We start from the raw sequence: 16,969 nt of genomic DNA, 5'->3' as shown, positions 1-16,969 counted from the left end.
CCTGACGACGTCAAACAGCGCCATCAAGGGTGCCAGCACCAGTGCCAGGGTTCGCAGATGAATCCCCACGGATTATTCAGCGGGAAGGACATCACAAAACCGAAGCGGGCGGCATTGGCCTGTAACCAGACAAACGCGCCGGTTTCGCCAAACACGCCGGTCACTTCGTCGCAGCCGGGCGTATTGATGTCCACGGCACGGCCGGTGTGATGCTCGCTGCATCCGGGCGGTGCCAGAGACGTGAAGAAATCTTGCGGGGTAATGCCGGCTTGCTGTTTGGCGCGGATAAGCTCTGCCTGATACGCCAGGCTGCGGTACGCCGAGACCAGATAAATGCCCACGCCGTCAGCGGCTGCCTGCTGTTGCATGGCGCGCCATGCCTGAGCAGCGGGGGATATCAGGCGGTAAACCTTACCGGTGTCCGCATTCATTTCTGCGTCCACCAGTAAGTGCTCACTTACCTCTTCGAAGTAGGGCAGCGTGCGGTGCGCGATCACCTGCGGGTCAATATTCAGGTCACGCAGCCTCTGCAGAGTCTGCGCTTTCAGCACCGCCTGATTCATGCCTCTTCTTTACCTTTGCGCGTCATGGCGTCGGTCATTGCCCGTGCAGAACTGCGCATGGAGTGTTTATAGCGCGAGGCCGCCGACACCAGCGCCTTCAGCAATTGTGTATCCTGCTGATGTTGCTGATATTCAGGGTGCCACTGCACGCCGAGACAGAAATCATAGCCTTCGCATTCAATGCCTTCGATCACCCCGTCCGGCGCGTACGCGTTGACGATGCAGCCTGGCCCGACAGATTTCACGGCCTGGTGATGCGAGCTGTTGACCTCATAATGCGTGCTTTCAACACAGCGGCTCAGCAGCGACCCTTCGGCGATCTGCACCGGATGACGGGCGCGCTTTTTGCCACCGGCATTTTCGGTGTCCACGGTGGTGCTGTGTTCAAGGGCGTCGGGGAGTGCGTCGGGAATGTGCTGATGCAGCGTGCCGCCGGTTAATACGGCCAGCAGTTGCTGACCGCCGCAGATGCCCAGAAGGGGCAGATTGCGCTGCATGGCGCCTTTCACGATAGCTTGTTCGAACCGGGTGCGGGCCGGTTTCAGGCGCACCTGATCGCTGTTTTGCTGTTCGTTGAACAGCTCAGGGGGAACATCAAACGCGCCGCCGGTGACGACAATCCCGTCGCAAAGCGCGAGATATTCATCCGCCAGATCGGCGTGATGTGGCAAGGCCAGCGGCACTGCGCCCAGCGCTGCCAGACTCTCCATGTAGTTCTGGCGCAGGGCGTACCACGGGAAATCGGCGTAACCACCGGCTTCCTCGCTGTCGAGTGTGACACCGATAACCGGTCTGGATTGAAATTTAGTATGCATGAGCTCCAGCCATGAGTATGAAGATGAATAACAACCAGAAAATTAACCATATCAAGGGGGGCGTAGCTCAAACAATATAAATTATCAATAGATGCAATTTTCAGGATTTAGCTCTGGTTTTTTAAACCCTTCGGGGGATATGCGCAGGTGTTTTTTGGGCCAAACCGGCGTTTTCCTGACAAAATTCCGGCCTTCGCTGACAGTTCCTGATAATTTTCTGTCGTCTTCTTCAACATTCATTCTCATTTAGTCCTTAACATTACCTGCCTCAAAAGGATAAATTAGCAGGTATAATTCATCCGGTTGATTGAAATACTCATTCTTAATTACTCACAAAATCTTTACGTTGTCCTAAAAACAGCCAACCGCGTTTTTCAGGGATAATGGCTTTTTGACGAATAATAAAAAACTCTGGTTGAAGGTCATTTTTCAGCTGTTTTCTCCTCATCAATACTGCGAAATCAAGAAATTTATGCTGCCGACTGCCTCATCTCGTTCCAAAAAACGCACATTTGTGTGGGTTATCATTGCCATCATCGTTGCGGCGATCCTGGTCTGGTTCTTTGCTTTCCATCAGGGCTCCTCTGACCCGGCCGGGAAAAAAGGCGCGGGGCGTGGCGGTATGCGCGCCATGCGCGGCCAGATGATGATGGGCATGGACACGCCGGTGCAGGCGGGAAAAGCCACCCAGGCGGATGTGCCGGTCTATTTACGTGCGCTGGGTACGGTGGTGGCGAACGCCACGGTGACGGTCACCAGCCGGGTCGATGGTCAGCTGATGAAGGTGTATTTCACCGAAGGGCAAAAAGTGGAGCAGGGGCAGTTGCTGGCGCAGATTGATCCGCGCAGCTATCAGGCGACCCTCGAGCAGTATCAGGGCTCGCTGGCGCAAAATCAGGCGCTGTCGAGAAGTGCCGAGCTGACGCTGGCGCGTTACCGCAAACTCTATGCGCAGGACTCCTTAGCCCGTCAGGATCTTGAAAGCCAGATTGCCACCGCCGGGCAGTACGCCGGGGCGATGAAAGCCGATCAGGCGCAAATTGACGCCGCCAAACTGAACCTCGAATTTGCCAAAATCACCGCGCCGGTCAGCGGCCACGTGGGCTTGCGTCTGGTCGATCCGGGCAACATGGTCACCAGCAGTTCCACCACCGGCATTGTGACGATCACCCAGACTCAGCCGATTGCCGTCACGTTCAGCGTGCCGCAGAGCAATCTGCAAACCCTGCTCAAAGCCTTACGCGGCGGCAATCAGTTGCCGACCACGGCCTTCAATCAGGACGGCAGCGAGGTGCTGGATCAGGGCAAACTGCAATTTATCAGTAACGAAATTGATTCCAGCACCGGCAGCATTAAGCTGAAAGCGCTGTTTAACAATGCGGATGAAAAACTGTATCCGAACCAGTTTGTGAACGCCCGCCTGCAGGTGTCCACGCTCAAAGACGCCACGGTAGTTCCTGCGGCGGCGGTGCAACTGAGCAGCGACGGCGATTTCGTTTACGTGATCAAAGCAGATAACACCATCGAACGGCGCGCCGTGAAATCCGGCCCGGACTTTGGTGACAATCAGGTTGCCATTTTATCCGGCGTGAAGCCGGGCGAGCAGGTGGTCACCACCGGGATTGACCGCCTGACCAACGGCGCGAAAGTGCAAATTGTGACCGCCAATACCGAAGACGCCGCCGCCGCCGGTTCGTCGAAAGCGCGCGAACAGGGCGCAGGCGTTGATAAAGCCACGACCGGTAAAGACAGCGGGCCGAAATGAATCCTTCACGCCTCTTTATCCAGCGGCCTGTCGCCACCATTCTGCTGATGGTCGCCGTGCTGTTGTCGGGCATTTTTGCCTACAACATGCTCTCGACCTCCGCGCTGCCGCAGGTTGATTACCCGACCATTCAGGTCACCACCCTCTATCCGGGTGCCAGCCCGGATGTGATGGCGTCCGGCATTACCGCGCCGCTGGAGCGTCAGCTCGGGCAGATGGCCGGCTTAAGCCAGATGTATTCCACCAGCGCCAGCGGCTCGTCGATCATCACGCTGAAATTCTCGCTGGATCTCTCGCTCGACGTCGCCGAGCAGGAAGTGCAGGCCGCGATCAACGCCGCCGACAGCCTGCTGCCGAATGATTTACCGAATCCGCCAACCTACAAAAAGGTTAACCCGGCGGATGCCGCCGTGCTGACGCTGGCCGTGACCTCCGAATCACTGCCGCTGACCAAAGTGCAGGATCTGGTGAACACCCGCGTGGCGCTGAAATTGTCGCAAATCTCCGGCGTCGGCATGGTGACGCTGGCGGGCGGACATCAGCCTGCGATCCGCGTTCAGGTCGATCCGCGCAAGCTGGCCGCACACAATCTGACGCTCGAAACCATTAACACGCTGATCGGCAACAGTAACGTCAACGGATCGAAAGGCGGTTTCGACGGCCCGCATCACTCGATCACCATTGATGCCAACGATCAGCTGCGTACGGCGGCGGAATACGCCAACCTGATTGTCACTTACGAAAACGGCGCAGCGCTGCGATTACGTGATATCGCCACGCTGTCCGAAGCCCCGGAAAACCAGTACCTGTCGGCGTGGGCCAATAAAGAACCGGCGATCATTATCAGCGTTCAGCGCCAGCCGGGTGCCAACGTGATCCAGGTCGTGGATGCCATCAAGGCTCAGTTACCGAAGTTGCAGGCCGCGCTGCCGGAATCAGTCAAAGTCAGTATTCTCTCAGACCGTACCCAGACCATTCGCGCCTCGATAAGTGACGTGCAGTTCGAGCTGCTGCTGTCGATCGCGCTGGTGGTGATGGTCACTTTCCTGTTCCTGCGCAACGTCGCGGCGACGCTTATCCCAAGCGTGGCGGTGCCGCTGTCGCTTATCGGCACGTTCGGCGTGATGTATCTGTGTGGTTTCAGTCTGAACAACCTTTCGCTGATGGCGCTGACCATCGCCACCGGCTTTGTTATTGATGACGCCATTGTGGTGGTGGAAAACATTTCGCGACGGCTGGAAGAGGGGGAAACCCCGATGCAGGCGGCGCTGAAAGGCTCGAAGCAAATCGGTTTCACCATTATTTCCCTGACGTTCTCGCTGATCGCGGTGCTTATCCCGCTGCTGTTTATGGGCGACGTGGTCGGGCGTTTATTCCGCGAGTTTGCCATTACCCTGGCGGTGTCGATATTGGTGTCGATGGTCGTTTCGCTGACGCTCACCCCGATGCTGTGCGCCTATTTACTGCGCCACACGCCGGAAGAAAAACAGAGCAAGTTCTACCGTAAAGGCGGTGAGTTCTTCGACAAAATGATCGCCGGTTATGACCGGATGCTGATCGTGGTGCTCAATCACCAGCGGATCACATTACTGGTCGCCGCCGCCACGTTGGTGTTCACCGCGCTGCTGTATGTGATTGTGCCGAAAGGCTTCTTCCCGTCGCAGGACACCGGGATGATCCAGGGCATCACCCAGGCGTCGCAGGATGTTTCCTTCAGTGAAATGGGGCGCCGTCAGCAATTGCTCGCTGCCGCCATTTTGAAAGATCCGGACGTGGAAAGCGTTGCATCCACCATCGGCGTGGATGGCAATAACACCAGCCTGAACAGTGGCCGTTTGCAGATAAGCCTGAAATCTTTTGACCAGCGCAGCGAACGTGCGCCCGCGATTATCGAGCGTCTGCGACAGGAAACCGCCGGTGTGCCGGGCATCGATCTGTATCTGCAAGCCTCGCAGGATCTGACGGTGGACGATCAGGTGACGCCGAGCCAGTACCAGTTCACGCTGGATGATTCCGACAGCGAAAATCTGGTGGAATGGACGCCGAAACTGCTGGAAAAACTCAGTCAGCAGCCGGAGTTCAGCGACGCGGTCAGCAACCTGCAAAATCAGGGGCAGATCGCCTACGTCGAGCTGGATCGCGATGCCGCCGCCCGTTACGGCATCACCGCGTCGGACGTCGATACCGCGTTGTACAACGCGTTCGGCCAGCGTCTGGTGTCTACCATCTTTACCCAGGCGAACCAGTACCGCGTGGTACTGGAAGTGGCGCCACAGTTCCAGCAGTCACCGGCCTCGTTTGATGACATCTATCTGGCGAGCAACGTCAGCACCTCGGCGGGAAGCACGGCGACCACCAACAGCAACGCCGCGTCCTCAACGACCACGGCGTCCGGCAGTTCAACTACCTCCACCAGCACCAGCAGTTCAACCAACGGCATGGTCAAACTGACGTCGATCGCCAAAATCCACATGCGCACCGGCGCGCTGTTGCAGGCACGCCTGAATCAGTTCCCGGCGGTGACCGTGTCGTTTAACCTCAATGACGGCTATTCGCTGGAGCAGGCGCAACAGGCGATCAAAACCACCGTTGCCGATATCGCCATGCCAGACAGTATTACGTTGCGCTATCAGGGGGCGGCGGCCTCGTTCGAAAGCGCCACCGGCAATACGCTGTGGCTGATCCTCGCCGCGCTGATGACCATGTACGTGGTGCTCGGCATTCTGTATGAGAGTTTTATTCATCCTGTGACCATTCTCTCCACGCTGCCTTCAGCGGCGGTGGGCGCGCTGCTGTCACTGATCTTTGCCGGAACGGAGTTCAGCCTGATTGCACTGATCGGGGTGATCCTGTTGATCGGCATCGTGAAAAAGAACGCCATTATGATGATCGACTTTGCGCTGGAAGCGGAGAACAAGCAGGGATTATCGCCGCGTGAGGCGATCCACCAGGCCTGTTTACTGCGTTTTCGACCGATCATGATGACCACCATGGCGGCGCTGCTTGGCGCATTGCCGCTGATGCTGGCGAGCGGATCCGGCGCTGAACTGCGCCAGCCGCTGGGGCTGGTGATCGTCGGCGGGTTGATCTTCAGCCAGATCCTGACGCTGTTCTCCACGCCGGTGATTTATCTGATGTTCGATAATCTGTCGCACCGCTTTAATCCGCGCCACCGTCGGGCTGCGCAGCGGACGGAGCACTGATGAACATCTCGCGCTTCTTCATTCTGCGTCCGGTGGCGACCCTGCTTCTGACGCTGGCTGTCCTGCTGCTCGGTTTGCTCGGTTACCGTTTGCTGCCGGTCGCACCGCTGCCGCAGGTGGATTTCCCGACCATTCTGGTCAGCGCCAGCCTGCCGGGGGCCAGCCCTGAAACCATGGCGGCAACCGTCGCCACGCCGCTGGAAAGGGCGCTCGGGCAAATCGCCGGGGTGAGCGAAATGACCTCGCGCAGCTCGCAAAGCTCCACCAGCGTTATTTTGCAATTCGATTTAGATCGCGACATCAACGGCGCGGCGCGCGACGTGCAGGCGGCGATCAACGCGTCCCGTGCGCTGCTGCCGAGCAGCATGCCGTCGCTGCCGACCTACCGTAAAGCCAACCCGTCGGATGCGCCAATCATCATGCTGGCGCTGACGTCTGCTACCCGCAGCAAAGGCGAACTTTACGACATCGCTTCCAGCCAGCTGCAACAGAAAATCGCGCAGGTGAACGGCGTCGGGCAGGTTTCCCTGGTCGGCTCCGCACTGCCGGGCGTGCGCATTGATTTACGTCCGGAAGCCGTCACCTCCTACGGCATTTCTCTCGACACCATCCGTTCGGCGATCGCCAACAGCACCAGTAACCTGCCGAAAGGCTTACTGCAAGGCTCGAACCAGTCGTGGATGATTGAAGGCAACGGCCAGCAAAGCACCGCGGCGCAGTATAAAACGCTGATCATCACCTACATCAACGGGGCGGCGATCCGTCTCAGCGACGTGGCCAACGTTTACGATTCGGTGGAAGACAAATACAACGTCGGCTATTACAACAGTACGCCGTCGGTGATGATTGGTGTGACCCGTCAGGCTGGCGCCAACATGCTGGAAACCATCGAGGCGATTAAAGCGGCACTGCCGCTGATGAAAGAAAGTCTGCCGGGCGATGTACAGCTCAACCTGGCGCTCGACCGCTCGCCGAACGTGTCGGCCTCCCTGCGCGATACCGAAATGACCCTGCTGGAAGCCACGCTGCTGGTGATCGCGGTGGTGTTTGTGTTCCTGCGTAACTGGCGTGCGGTGCTGATCCCCGCGCTGGCGCTGCCGGTTTCGTTGATCGGCACCTGCGCGGTGATGTATTTGCTCGGCTACAGTCTGGATAACCTCTCGCTGATGGCGCTGATTATCGCCACCGGTTTTGTGGTCGATGACGCCATTGTGGTACTCGAAAACATCACGCGGCACATCGAAGAAGGCATGGGGCCGGTGCGTGCGGCGATCAAAGGCGCGCAGGAAGTCAGTTTCACCGTGCTGTCGATGACGCTGTCGCTTATCGCCGTCTTTATTCCGATCCTGCTGATGGGCAGCATCGTCGGGCGTCTGTTCCGCGAATTCGCGGTGACGCTCAGCGTGTCGCTGATTATCTCCATGCTGGTGTCACTCAGCCTGACGCCTATGCTGTGCGCACGTTTCCTGAAACGTAAACCGCCGGTGGAAAAACGTCAGCCACGTATTTACCGCATGATCGAACGCGGGCTGAATAATTTGCTGGCTGCCTATTCGGCAGCGCTCGGCTGGATAATGCGCCATCAGCTGATCACGCTGGTCGGGCTGTTCCTGACGGTGTTGCTCAACTTTTATCTCTACACCGTGGTGGAAAAGGGCTTCTTCCCGGATCAGGACACCGGCATGCTGATGGGGATGCTGCGTGCGGATCAAAACACGTCGTTCCAGTCGATCCAGCCGCAGGTGCTGAAATACAGCAAGATCATTCAGGATGATCCGGCGGTCGAGGCGGTGATGAGCTCGGCGGGCAGCGGCGGATTTGGATCGCGTAATACCGCGACCTTCTTCGTGCGCCTGAAGGATTTCGACAAGCGCACCGCCAACGCCAATCAGGTCGCCAACCGTCTGATGATGGCGACGGCCAAAGTGCCGGGCTCGCAGCTGTTCCTGATGGCTGCACAGGATTTGCATATCGGCGGGCGCAGCGCGAATGCCCAATATCAGTACAGCTTACAGGCGGACGATCTTTCCCTGTTGCGCGAATGGGCGCCGAAAGTGAAAGCCGCGCTGGCCGCTTTACCGGAGCTGACCGGCGTGGATTCCGATTCGCAGACCGGCGGGCAGGAAGTGATGCTTAACATCGATCGCGATCGCGCCACGCAGCTCGGCGTGAACGTTAAAATGATCGACACGCTGCTCAATAATGCCTTCAGCCAGCGGCAGATCGCGACGATCTACAAAACGCTGAACCAGTATCACGTGGTGATGAATCTGACCTCGGATTACACCGGCAATCCCGATGTGCTTAATCAGCTGTATGTGGTGACCGATGCCGGTAAGCAGATCCCGCTTTCGGCGTTTACCTCTTTCAGCGGTGCCAACGCGCCGCTGTCGGTGGCGCATCAGGGGCAAACGGCGACCACCACCATCGCCTTCAATCTGGCCGATGGTTACGCGCTGGAACAGGCACAGGCCGCGCTGAAAACCGCGATGGCGAAAATCGGTTTACCGGACACCATTCAGGGCAGTTATGCCGGTACCGCGCAGGCATTTGAAGCCCTGAGTAAATCGATGCCGTGGCTGATCCTCGCCGCGCTGGCCGCCGTGTATATCGTGCTCGGCGTGCTGTATGAAAGCTATATTCACCCGCTGACCATTCTCTCCACGCTGCCGTCTGCCGGGCTGGGGGCGCTGCTGCTGATGCTGATGACCGGCACGCAACTGACGGTGATCGCCCTGATCGGGATCCTGCTGTTGATCGGCATTGTGAAGAAGAATGCGATCATGATGATCGACTTTGCCCTCGACGCCGAACGACGGCTCGGCCTCACGCCGCAGCAGGCGATCACTCAGGCCTGTCTGATGCGTTTTCGCCCGATCCTGATGACCACGCTGGCCGCGTTCTTCGGTGCGCTGCCACTGGCGCTCGGCAGCGGCGGTGATGCCGATCTGCGCAGCCCGCTGGGGCTGGCGATCGCGGGCGGGCTGGCACTGAGCCAGATCCTGACGTTATTCACCACGCCGGTGGTCTATCTGTATATGGATCGCGCCAGTCGCGCCACGCACCGTTTATGGGCTCGCCTGCGCCCGCACACAACGCCGCCGGAGGCCCGTTCACATGACTGAACATCACTCCCTTAACGTTAAAACGAATAACCCTGAAGCGAATCTGATGACTCTGCAAAAACCACGTTCTATGGCGTTCCGTCTTGTTCCACTGGCGCTGGCGATACTTGTCAGCGCCTGTACCGTCGGGCCGGATTACCAGCGGCCAGACGTTGCGATGCCCACGGCGTTTAAAGAAGCCAAAGGCTGGACGGCGGCAATCCCGAAAGATAACCAGAGCAAAGGCGACTGGTGGACGGTCTATCAGGATCCTGAGCTGTCGTCATTACTGAGTCAGGTGCAGATTTCCAACCAGAACGTGGCGCAGTACGCTGCGCAGTACCGTCAGGCGCAGGCGTTAGTCACCCAGGCGCGTTCAGATCTCTATCCGTCAGTAGACGCCAGCGCAGGCAGCACCCGCAGCGGAACCTCTTCGTCCGTCACCAAAAAACAGTCGGCAGAACTGAGCGCCAGCTGGGAACTGGATTTGTGGGGCAAGCTGCGCCGCTCAGCGGAAGAACAGGATGCCAGCGCGCAGGCCAGCAAGGCCGATCTGGCCGATGCCACGCTCAGCGCGCAGTCCGAACTGGCGCAGGATTACTTCCAGCTGCGCGTGATGGATCAGCAAATCGCGCTGTACCAGCGTAGCATCGACGCCTATCAGCGTTACCTGACGGTGATTCAGAATCAATATGCCGGTGGCAACACCTCACGGGCCACGCTGGCACAGGCGCAAACGCAGCTGGAAAGCACCAAAGCCTCGGCGCTCGACCTGCAATGGCAACGTGCCCAGCTGGAACACGCCATCGCCGTGCTGATCGGAAAACCGCCTGCGCAGTTCAGCCTCGCCGCGCGCGATGTCAAACTGACGCTGCCGCAGGTGCCTGATGCGCTGCCTTCGCAACTGTTGCAACGTCGCCCGGATATTGCTGCCGCCGAGCGCACCATGGCCTCGTCCAATGCCGCGGTCGGTGTCGCCACCGCCGCGTATTACCCGGATCTGACGTTAAGCGCCAGCGGCGGGTTCGCCAGCTCCGCGTTCCACAACCTGTTCTCACTGCCAAACCGCGTCTGGTCTTTGGGCCCTGAACTGAGCCAGACCGTGCTGGATTTCGGTTCCACCCGTGGCAAAGTTGCCCAGGCCGAAGCCGCGTATGACGCCGACGTGGCCGGTTATCGCCAGAGTGTGTTAACCGCGATGCAGGAAGTGGAAGATTATCTGGTGGAACTGCATACGCTGGATAACGAACTGATTGCCCGCCAGAACGCCGCCGATTCCGCCAAAGAATCCGCCCGCGTCACCTACAACCAGTATGAAGCCGGGATGATCGATTATCTCGACGTCGCCAGCACCGAAAACACCAGCCTGACTCAGCAGCAAAGCGTTTTATCACTGGTCAGCACACAGATGGTCACCAGCGTGAAGCTGATCGCCGCCCTGGGCGGTGGATGGAACGGGGATGTGGGGAAATAGGAGAATTTGAATGATCTCTGCATCACAGGCTGATTTATCAGGTTTCTGAGCAGAGACGTTCTCTTATTAAAGAACCGGAAAACGGTGATGTGGGCGGGACAATGAATAAGCGTAACCTGTGTGGATGAAAAACAGATAGACGAATGCGCTAAAAAGCTCCTTCCTTCCGAAGGAGCTTTTCCAGTTACTTCCCTGCTTTACGCGCCTTAGCCACATCACCGGCGGTCACTTCGCGGGCCTGATTTCCCCAGCTGGCGCGCAGGGTGTTGGTTAACTCTGCGGTCTGCTGGTCGGTCAGCGTCCAGCCGTAGCCTGGCATGGTGTTGGACATGTGCGCGGCGGTAACCGGCGTCTGGCCGCCGTTCAAAATCACACGCAGCAGGGTTTGCGGATTATCCGCGTTTACCGTCAGATTGCCCGCCAGCGCCGGAATCGCAGAAGCATTCCCGTCGCCCTTCACGCCGTGACAGGTCGAGCAATAACGCATAAACGTCTGCTGCCCGCCGGAAGTGACTGCCGCCAGTTTCCCCGTTTTCCCCTGTGCATCTGACTTCAGGCTCAGCAAATACACCGCCATGCTGTTGAGATCTTCCTCCGTCATAAACTGTGTGCTGTTGGTGATCACCTCGCCCATCGGCCCGCTGACGGCGTCATGCGCGTTGCGACCGGTTTTCAGCAAGGTCACCAGCTCCGGCTGGCTGATCTTCAGGCCGCGCAATGAAGGGGCGGACCAGCCATCCAGTTCGCCGCCGCTGAGAAACGCGGTGCTTTGCTGATCGACGGCTTTTTCCTGCTGCGCCCAGCCGCGCGGCGTGTGACAGGCTCCGCAGTGTCCGGCGCCCTGTACCAGATAGGCGCCCCGGTTCCATTGCGCGCTCTGATCGGCCTGAGGTTTATATTCGCCTTCTTCCAGAAAAATGCTGTTCCACACGTGTAGCGGCCAGCGGATCGACATCGGCCAGCTGATGTCGTTATCGCGATTGGCAACCGCCTGCGGCTTCACCTCTTTCATCAGGTAGTCATACAGCGCGCGCATATCCTTGTCGCTCATTTTGACGTAAGAGGTGTATGGCATTGCCGGGTACAGCGGATGACCGTCTTTGGCAATCCCCTCGCGCATCGCTTTGTCGAACGCTTCAAAGCTGTAGCCGCCGATGCCATTTTTCACATCCGGGGTGATATTGGTTGAGTAAATCTCTCCCAGCGGCGTCGCGAAACGCACGCCACCGGCGAGATCCGCGCCCTGCGACGAGGTGTGGCAGGCCGCACAATCGGCTGATTTAGCGACATATTCTCCCTCGGACATCGCCATGGCAGAGCCCGCCGTTGCCATCAGTGTGGCGAAAATCATCAGCTGTTTCATGCATTCACCTTTTTCATCGCCGTCAGTTCGTTCACTGCGCGCCACGCCTGGTCCACCGCCGAGTTGGCGTACGGGCTCCAGTCGGAATCTGAGTTGGCAATGGTGATACGCCCGACCGGCTGACGGGCGAGCTGGATGGTTTTCTGCGACTGTTCTTCGTCATCGAACATTCCGCTGAGGAAGTAGGAATAGCCGTGCGACCAGCGGTTAACGGTGATCGCCATGATGTCGCGCTGATGGTCAAAACCGGCTTCACCCAACATGCCCTGTAGCTGATCGCGGATCATTTTTTCGTGCGCGTCGAAGGAGGTGCCGAGTAACAGCGCACGACCTTTGCGTGACTGCTCGCGCGGGCTGAGGCCGCTGCCGGGCAGAGTGGGCACATACACCATGTGCAGGCCAATGGGCTGATTAGGGTCGCGCGGATGCTGATAACCGCCCATGTCCACCGGGTAATCGAGCTTCACGCGGCTGTATGGCGCGCCGGGGGAGTAAATTTCGTGGACGCCCAGTTTGATAAACGGCTGCCAGTTGCGGATCACCACTTTGGTGTACACCAGCGGCGCTTTAACATTCTCTTTCAGCGCGGCTTTTTGCGCGTCGGCAATTTCCGGGACCAGATACGGGATCATCATATTGTACCCGGCCATCACCGCCTGACCGGCACGGACGCGGTGCAACTGCGAGCCGGTCATGTAGGTCACGTCCACCGCCGGTTTGCCTTCATGCTCAATGTTGGCGACGTGCATACCGGTGCTGTTCAGGCGCAGGCGCACCGGTTGCCCGTCGCGATCCAGCTGGCTGTAATCGAATTTCGCCAGCACGATATCTTCCATGGTATTGCCCGGCGCGACCTGTGGGATCAGGTGACGCACCATCAGGCGCGCTAACCCGGCGTTACCGTCCGGGAAGTGGAAAATGTACGGCTGATCGAGATCTTCCAGCGATTCGGCATCCAGCGGCGGCAATCCCATATTTTCCAGCCCCGGCAGGGCGCAGATGCGGGCATCACTGCACGAGGTGGCATCAATGCCCACCGCCTGAAAATCATTGGTGCGCTGCTGAAAATAGCGGATCGCCATTTCGCTCAGCCCGACTTTCTCGCGCAGGAACTGCGTGTAGCTGTGGCCGTCCACCCACGCGACTTTCTCTTCCTGACTCATCCCCTGCAGATAATCTTTGGGTTCGGTATGCAGGGCGATTAGAGCCGCACGGTCGGATTCGGGCAGCGGGAAATCGCTGATGAAATCGCGGATATCGCGCCCGTTGAGGCGATCTGGCGGAATGTCATCGGCCACCGCCCGGCCAGGATCACCGCTGACAATTTTATCGACGCCGAAGTTTTTGCGGTCAAAGTACACGCCACGGCTGAGATGCAGATCCGGGTAAAACGTGGTGTCGAAGTCTTTCGCCATGGTTTCAATATCGACATTGAGCGTTTTCAGCAGACCCATCGCCACCGGGCTGAAGTTGGTGCGTGGCGACTGGAAGGATTCACTGCCGCCATAGCCGAGCAGGGTTTTATCCTCGACATGGAATTCATTACGCTTGGCGTGCCCGCCAAAATCATCATGGTTATCCAGCAACAAAATGCGCTGCTGCTTTCCGTGTTTTTCCTGCCAGAAACACGCGGCCGCCAGACCGCTGATCCCGGCACCGACGACGACCAGATCGAATTCATCTTCCACCGGTAAACTGGACGGATCGACCTTTTTGCCTTCGCGCCCGAGAATGTGCGCCGCCTCGTAAGAACCCTGATGATTCCCGCGTAACCCGGTCAGGGAAGGCGGGTAATACAACGTCTGAGCCGCCGTTTGCGGCGACGCCTTCAGCGCCTCAAACGGAGTCATTCCGGCAGTGACTGTGATCGCCACACCGTTTAAAAAATCACGACGAGTGATACCCATATTGTTTCCTTAAAATGTACTTCATCAACCCGCACGGAAGCCGCGCGGCAAAGGTCATGCGCTTAAAAATGTCTCAATGTTTTAACAATTTTAACATAAAGAGCGACTTACGAAGAGTGACGGCGGGCGCAAAATAATCAGGATGAGATTTTGACGAGCACAAAGGCAGACGGGGGACTCATAAGAGCAGCTCCGGCGAGCCTTCTTAAATAACAAACAGATTTACAACCGTTGTCGTCTCCCCGTAAAACTGTGATCCCTTTCATAAAGCTGGCCTCTATGTCTATACAACTATACATTCTATGACTTAACTCAATGAAAGCGCATTTTTTCGCCAGTGAACAGAGGGGATACAGATGATGAAACTTGGCAGCAAGATCCACGATCTGGGTAAAGCCCTGATGACGCCTATCTCGGTGATCGCCGCCGCCGGGATTTTTCTCGGGCTGGCCGCGGCGTTGCAGAACCCGTCGGTGACCGGTGAAACCTTCACCCAGATGAAAACATTGCAGCTGGTGATCGGGTTTATCCGGCAGGTATCGGGGGCGCTGTTTGCAAACCTGCCGCTGTTCTTTGCCGTCGCAACCGCGATGGGACTGGCCAATGCAGAGAAGGCCACGGCGGCCTTTTCCGCAGTGATCGGCTTTGTCGGGTTGCACGTGGGGGTTAATTACAGTCTGCTGGCGCAAAATATCACACCGGAAACAATCAGCATCGCGAAGCTGACCGCCAGAGGAATGACCGAAACCGATGCGATGATCTACGCCGCCGAATTCACCAACACGCTGGGGATTTTTACTTACAACATGAGCGTGCTGGGCGGGGTACTGGTCGGCTTAATCACCATGTGGCTGCATAACCGCTTTTATACCATCGTGTTGCCGACGGCGATCGCCTTCTTCGGCGGACGACGTTTTGTGCCGATCGTCACTATTCTGGTGCTGCCGATCGTCGGTGTGCTGATGTCGCTTATTTGGCCGACGATAGCGCAAGGGATCCAGTGGGTTGGGGAGCTCATCGGGCGTACCGGCGAAGCCGGCACCTTTATCTATGCCACCTCTGAACGCTTGCTGATCCCAACCGGGCTCCATCACATCATCAACGAAACCGTGCGCTTTACGCCGATCGGCGGGGTGACCACGGTGGATAATCAAAGCATCGTCGGTGCGCTGAATATCTTCAACGCCGCGCTGGCAAATCCGGGGATGATTTCTGACGCGGTCACGCAGCAGGCGACGCGGTTCCTGGCGCAGGGCAAAATTCCGGTGATGATGTTCGGGTTACCGGCAGCAGCGCTGGCGATGTATCACTGTGCCCGCCCGGAACATAAAGGCCGGGTGAAAGCGCTGATGCTGGCAGGCGGACTGGCCTCGTTTACCACCGGCATCACCGAACCGCTGGAATTCTGTTTTATTTTCGTCTCGCCGGTGCTGTATGTCCTGCACGCGGTGCTGACCGGCCTGTCATTCGTGCTGATGCAAATGCTGCATGTGATGATCGGTAACGTACAGGGCGGGGCGATCGATTTTCTGATCTTCGGCGTGCTCGGCGGCAGCCGGACGCACTGGTGGTATCCGCTGATCCTCGGGATGATCTACGCGCCGGTTTATTACTTCAGCTTCCGTTGGGTCATCTTACGGATGCAGGTAAAAACGCCGGGGCGTGAAGATGAAAACGACGCGGAGGAACGGGCGAAACCGGCTCAGGGCACAGGTGAAAAAACCAAAAACATTATTATCGGGCTGGGCGGTGAAGGGAATATTACCGCGGTCGATTGCTGTTTCACCCGTTTGCGGGTGAAAGTGAAGGATATGTCGCAGGTACAGGATGGCACATTGATGAAAACCGGTGCGGCAGGGGTGAAGCGGATCACCGATACCGACATACATGTGATTTACGGGCCGCAGGTCGAACAGGTTGCGAATCTGGTGAAAGCCGAGCTGTCCGGCATCGCTTAAATTTTGACTTTGGCATGGACGCTGAAGCTGTAGTTTTTCTGGTTGTAATACACGTCGGAGACTTCAAACAGTGAGCCGTCGGTGAAAGACACCACCGCGTGCGAGTGCAGGACGGGCTGATCCCGTGACAGGTTCAGCGCGAGGCGGATCTCGTTGGAGGGCAATTCGGCGGAAATATGCTTGGTGCTGCCTGAGGGCTGAAAGCCTTTCGAGCGGATATAGGCATATTTCGACGAGGTCATGGCGGCACGGGTGATGTCCGGGAAGCGGTCGCACAGCATCCAGCACTGCTCATACACGAAGGGCTCGTCCCCCAGCAGGCGCAGACGGATCATGAAATACACGTCGGTGCCTGAAGGCACGTTCAGCTCGCGGGCCACCTCTTCGCTTGCGGGAATGCGGCGAAATTCCAGCACCTGATTTTCAATCTGTTGGTTATTTTCCTGCGCCACTTCGCTGGCGGTGAGATGCCGGTCGAGGGGCAGAATGATTTTCTGCTGTTGTGGCGGCTCGACCACAAAGGTGCCGCGCCCGCGAAAACGCGCCACTCTTCCCTGACGCACCAGATAATCCACCGCTTTACGCGCCGTCATTCGCGACACGCCGTAGATCTCACACAGCGCGGCTTCCGTCGGGATCGGGTCACCAGGTTTGATATCGCCTGCGCTGATTTTTTCGGTCAGTTGCTGCTCAATTTGCAAATAAAGCGGCGTGAACGAATTCTTATCAATTTTCATCAAACCCCCGGACACGTAAGAAAAGTTGGTAATAATAATTGTATAGCGGGGTATACATTTGAACAAACCGCGTTGCTGGT

General features: G+C 57.7%; 11 protein-coding genes. 5 read left to right on the top strand and 6 right to left on the bottom strand.

Annotated features, from left to right (window positions below):
• Positions 1 to 23: 23 nt before the first annotated feature.
• From ABSH60_RS05695 to ABSH60_RS05685, 3 genes are all read right to left on the bottom strand, one after another.
• Positions 24 to 563 carry a D-alanyl-D-alanine carboxypeptidase family protein gene (locus ABSH60_RS05695; protein WP_390973082.1) on the bottom strand — a complete coding sequence of 180 codons (540 nt, stop codon included), beginning with the start codon at positions 561 to 563 and terminating at the stop codon, positions 24 to 26.
• Complete coding sequence (locus ABSH60_RS05690) at positions 560 to 1,378, bottom strand: gamma-glutamyl-gamma-aminobutyrate hydrolase family protein (RefSeq protein WP_390973080.1); 819 nt, start codon at positions 1,376 to 1,378, stop codon at positions 560 to 562. Before ABSH60_RS05690 ends, ABSH60_RS05695 begins: the two co-directional genes overlap by 4 nt.
• An 84-nt stretch (positions 1,379 to 1,462) precedes the next feature.
• Entirely contained in the window at positions 1,463 to 1,618 is a 156-nt protein-coding gene (locus ABSH60_RS05685; RefSeq protein ID WP_390973078.1) for a hypothetical protein, read from the bottom strand.
• 232 nt (positions 1,619 to 1,850) lie between these two features.
• Between ABSH60_RS05685 and ABSH60_RS05680 the strand changes: the two genes are divergently transcribed.
• From ABSH60_RS05680 to ABSH60_RS05665, 4 genes are all read left to right on the top strand, one after another.
• Positions 1,851 to 3,143: an MdtA/MuxA family multidrug efflux RND transporter periplasmic adaptor subunit gene (locus ABSH60_RS05680; RefSeq protein ID WP_056782040.1), complete on the top strand. Its 1,293-nt coding sequence runs from the start codon at positions 1,851 to 1,853 to the stop codon at positions 3,141 to 3,143.
• Positions 3,140 to 6,346 (top strand): efflux RND transporter permease subunit, encoded by a 3,207-nt coding sequence (locus tag ABSH60_RS05675; protein ID WP_056781886.1) that lies wholly within the window; start codon positions 3,140 to 3,142, stop codon positions 6,344 to 6,346. Before ABSH60_RS05680 ends, ABSH60_RS05675 begins: the two co-directional genes overlap by 4 nt.
• On the top strand, positions 6,346 to 9,471 hold the full coding sequence (locus ABSH60_RS05670) for an efflux RND transporter permease subunit (protein ID WP_056781883.1): 3,126 nt from the start codon (positions 6,346 to 6,348) through the stop codon (positions 9,469 to 9,471). The genes ABSH60_RS05675 and ABSH60_RS05670 overlap by 1 nt, the downstream gene beginning before the upstream one ends.
• A 70-nt stretch (positions 9,472 to 9,541) precedes the next feature.
• Positions 9,542 to 10,924 (top strand): efflux transporter outer membrane subunit, encoded by a 1,383-nt coding sequence (locus ABSH60_RS05665; RefSeq protein WP_390975693.1) that lies wholly within the window; start codon positions 9,542 to 9,544, stop codon positions 10,922 to 10,924.
• Between the two features lie 184 nt (positions 10,925 to 11,108).
• Here ABSH60_RS05665 and ABSH60_RS05660 read toward each other — a convergent pair whose 3' ends face one another.
• Both ABSH60_RS05660 and ABSH60_RS05655 read right to left on the bottom strand, forming a co-directional pair.
• Positions 11,109 to 12,287: a c-type cytochrome gene (locus ABSH60_RS05660; protein ID WP_390973075.1), complete on the bottom strand. Its 1,179-nt coding sequence runs from the start codon at positions 12,285 to 12,287 to the stop codon at positions 11,109 to 11,111.
• The gene (locus ABSH60_RS05655) at positions 12,284 to 14,194 is read right to left on the bottom strand and encodes an NAD(P)-binding protein (protein ID WP_390973073.1); all 1,911 of its coding nucleotides are present in this window, start codon (positions 14,192 to 14,194) and stop codon (positions 12,284 to 12,286) included. Before ABSH60_RS05655 ends, ABSH60_RS05660 begins: the two co-directional genes overlap by 4 nt.
• Positions 14,195 to 14,550: 356 nt before the next feature.
• Between ABSH60_RS05655 and ABSH60_RS05650 the strand changes: the two genes are divergently transcribed.
• Positions 14,551 to 16,152, top strand: a complete 1,602-nt coding sequence (locus ABSH60_RS05650) for a PTS transporter subunit EIIC (RefSeq protein ID WP_136376149.1) — start codon at positions 14,551 to 14,553, stop codon at positions 16,150 to 16,152.
• Here the strand turns inward: ABSH60_RS05650 and ABSH60_RS05645 are convergent.
• On the bottom strand, positions 16,149 to 16,889 hold the full coding sequence (locus ABSH60_RS05645) for a GntR family transcriptional regulator (protein WP_056781868.1): 741 nt from the start codon (positions 16,887 to 16,889) through the stop codon (positions 16,149 to 16,151). The genes ABSH60_RS05650 and ABSH60_RS05645 overlap by 4 nt on opposite strands.
• Positions 16,890 to 16,969 lie beyond the last annotated feature (80 nt).

Origin of the sequence: Rahnella sp. R3(2024), assembly GCF_042920125.1 — a bacterium.
Taxonomy (GTDB): Bacteria; Pseudomonadota; Gammaproteobacteria; order Enterobacterales; family Enterobacteriaceae; genus Rahnella; species Rahnella rivi.
The sequence above is the reverse complement of the archived record's forward strand: the minus strand, read 5'-3'. Positions and strand labels throughout refer to the sequence as shown.

What these genes read in the sequence shown, in the direction of transcription:
- ABSH60_RS05680 (WP_056782040.1), top strand. Translation starts at nt 1,851, where the DNA reads ATGCTGCCGACTGCCTCATCTCGTTCCAAAAAACGCACATTTGTGTGG.
- ABSH60_RS05685 (WP_390973078.1), bottom strand. Translation starts at nt 1,618, where the DNA reads ATGAATGTTGAAGAAGACGACAGAAAATTATCAGGAACTGTCAGCGAA.
- ABSH60_RS05695 (WP_390973082.1), bottom strand. Translation starts at nt 563, where the DNA reads ATGAATCAGGCGGTGCTGAAAGCGCAGACTCTGCAGAGGCTGCGTGAC.
- ABSH60_RS05665 (WP_390975693.1), top strand. Translation starts at nt 9,542, where the DNA reads ATGGCGTTCCGTCTTGTTCCACTGGCGCTGGCGATACTTGTCAGCGCC.
- ABSH60_RS05645 (WP_056781868.1), bottom strand. Translation starts at nt 16,889, where the DNA reads ATGAAAATTGATAAGAATTCGTTCACGCCGCTTTATTTGCAAATTGAG.
- ABSH60_RS05670 (WP_056781883.1), top strand. Translation starts at nt 6,346, where the DNA reads ATGAACATCTCGCGCTTCTTCATTCTGCGTCCGGTGGCGACCCTGCTT.
- ABSH60_RS05650 (WP_136376149.1), top strand. Translation starts at nt 14,551, where the DNA reads ATGATGAAACTTGGCAGCAAGATCCACGATCTGGGTAAAGCCCTGATG.
- ABSH60_RS05690 (WP_390973080.1), bottom strand. Translation starts at nt 1,378, where the DNA reads ATGCATACTAAATTTCAATCCAGACCGGTTATCGGTGTCACACTCGAC.
- ABSH60_RS05675 (WP_056781886.1), top strand. Translation starts at nt 3,140, where the DNA reads ATGAATCCTTCACGCCTCTTTATCCAGCGGCCTGTCGCCACCATTCTG.
- ABSH60_RS05655 (WP_390973073.1), bottom strand. Translation starts at nt 14,194, where the DNA reads ATGGGTATCACTCGTCGTGATTTTTTAAACGGTGTGGCGATCACAGTC.
- ABSH60_RS05660 (WP_390973075.1), bottom strand. Translation starts at nt 12,287, where the DNA reads ATGAAACAGCTGATGATTTTCGCCACACTGATGGCAACGGCGGGCTCT.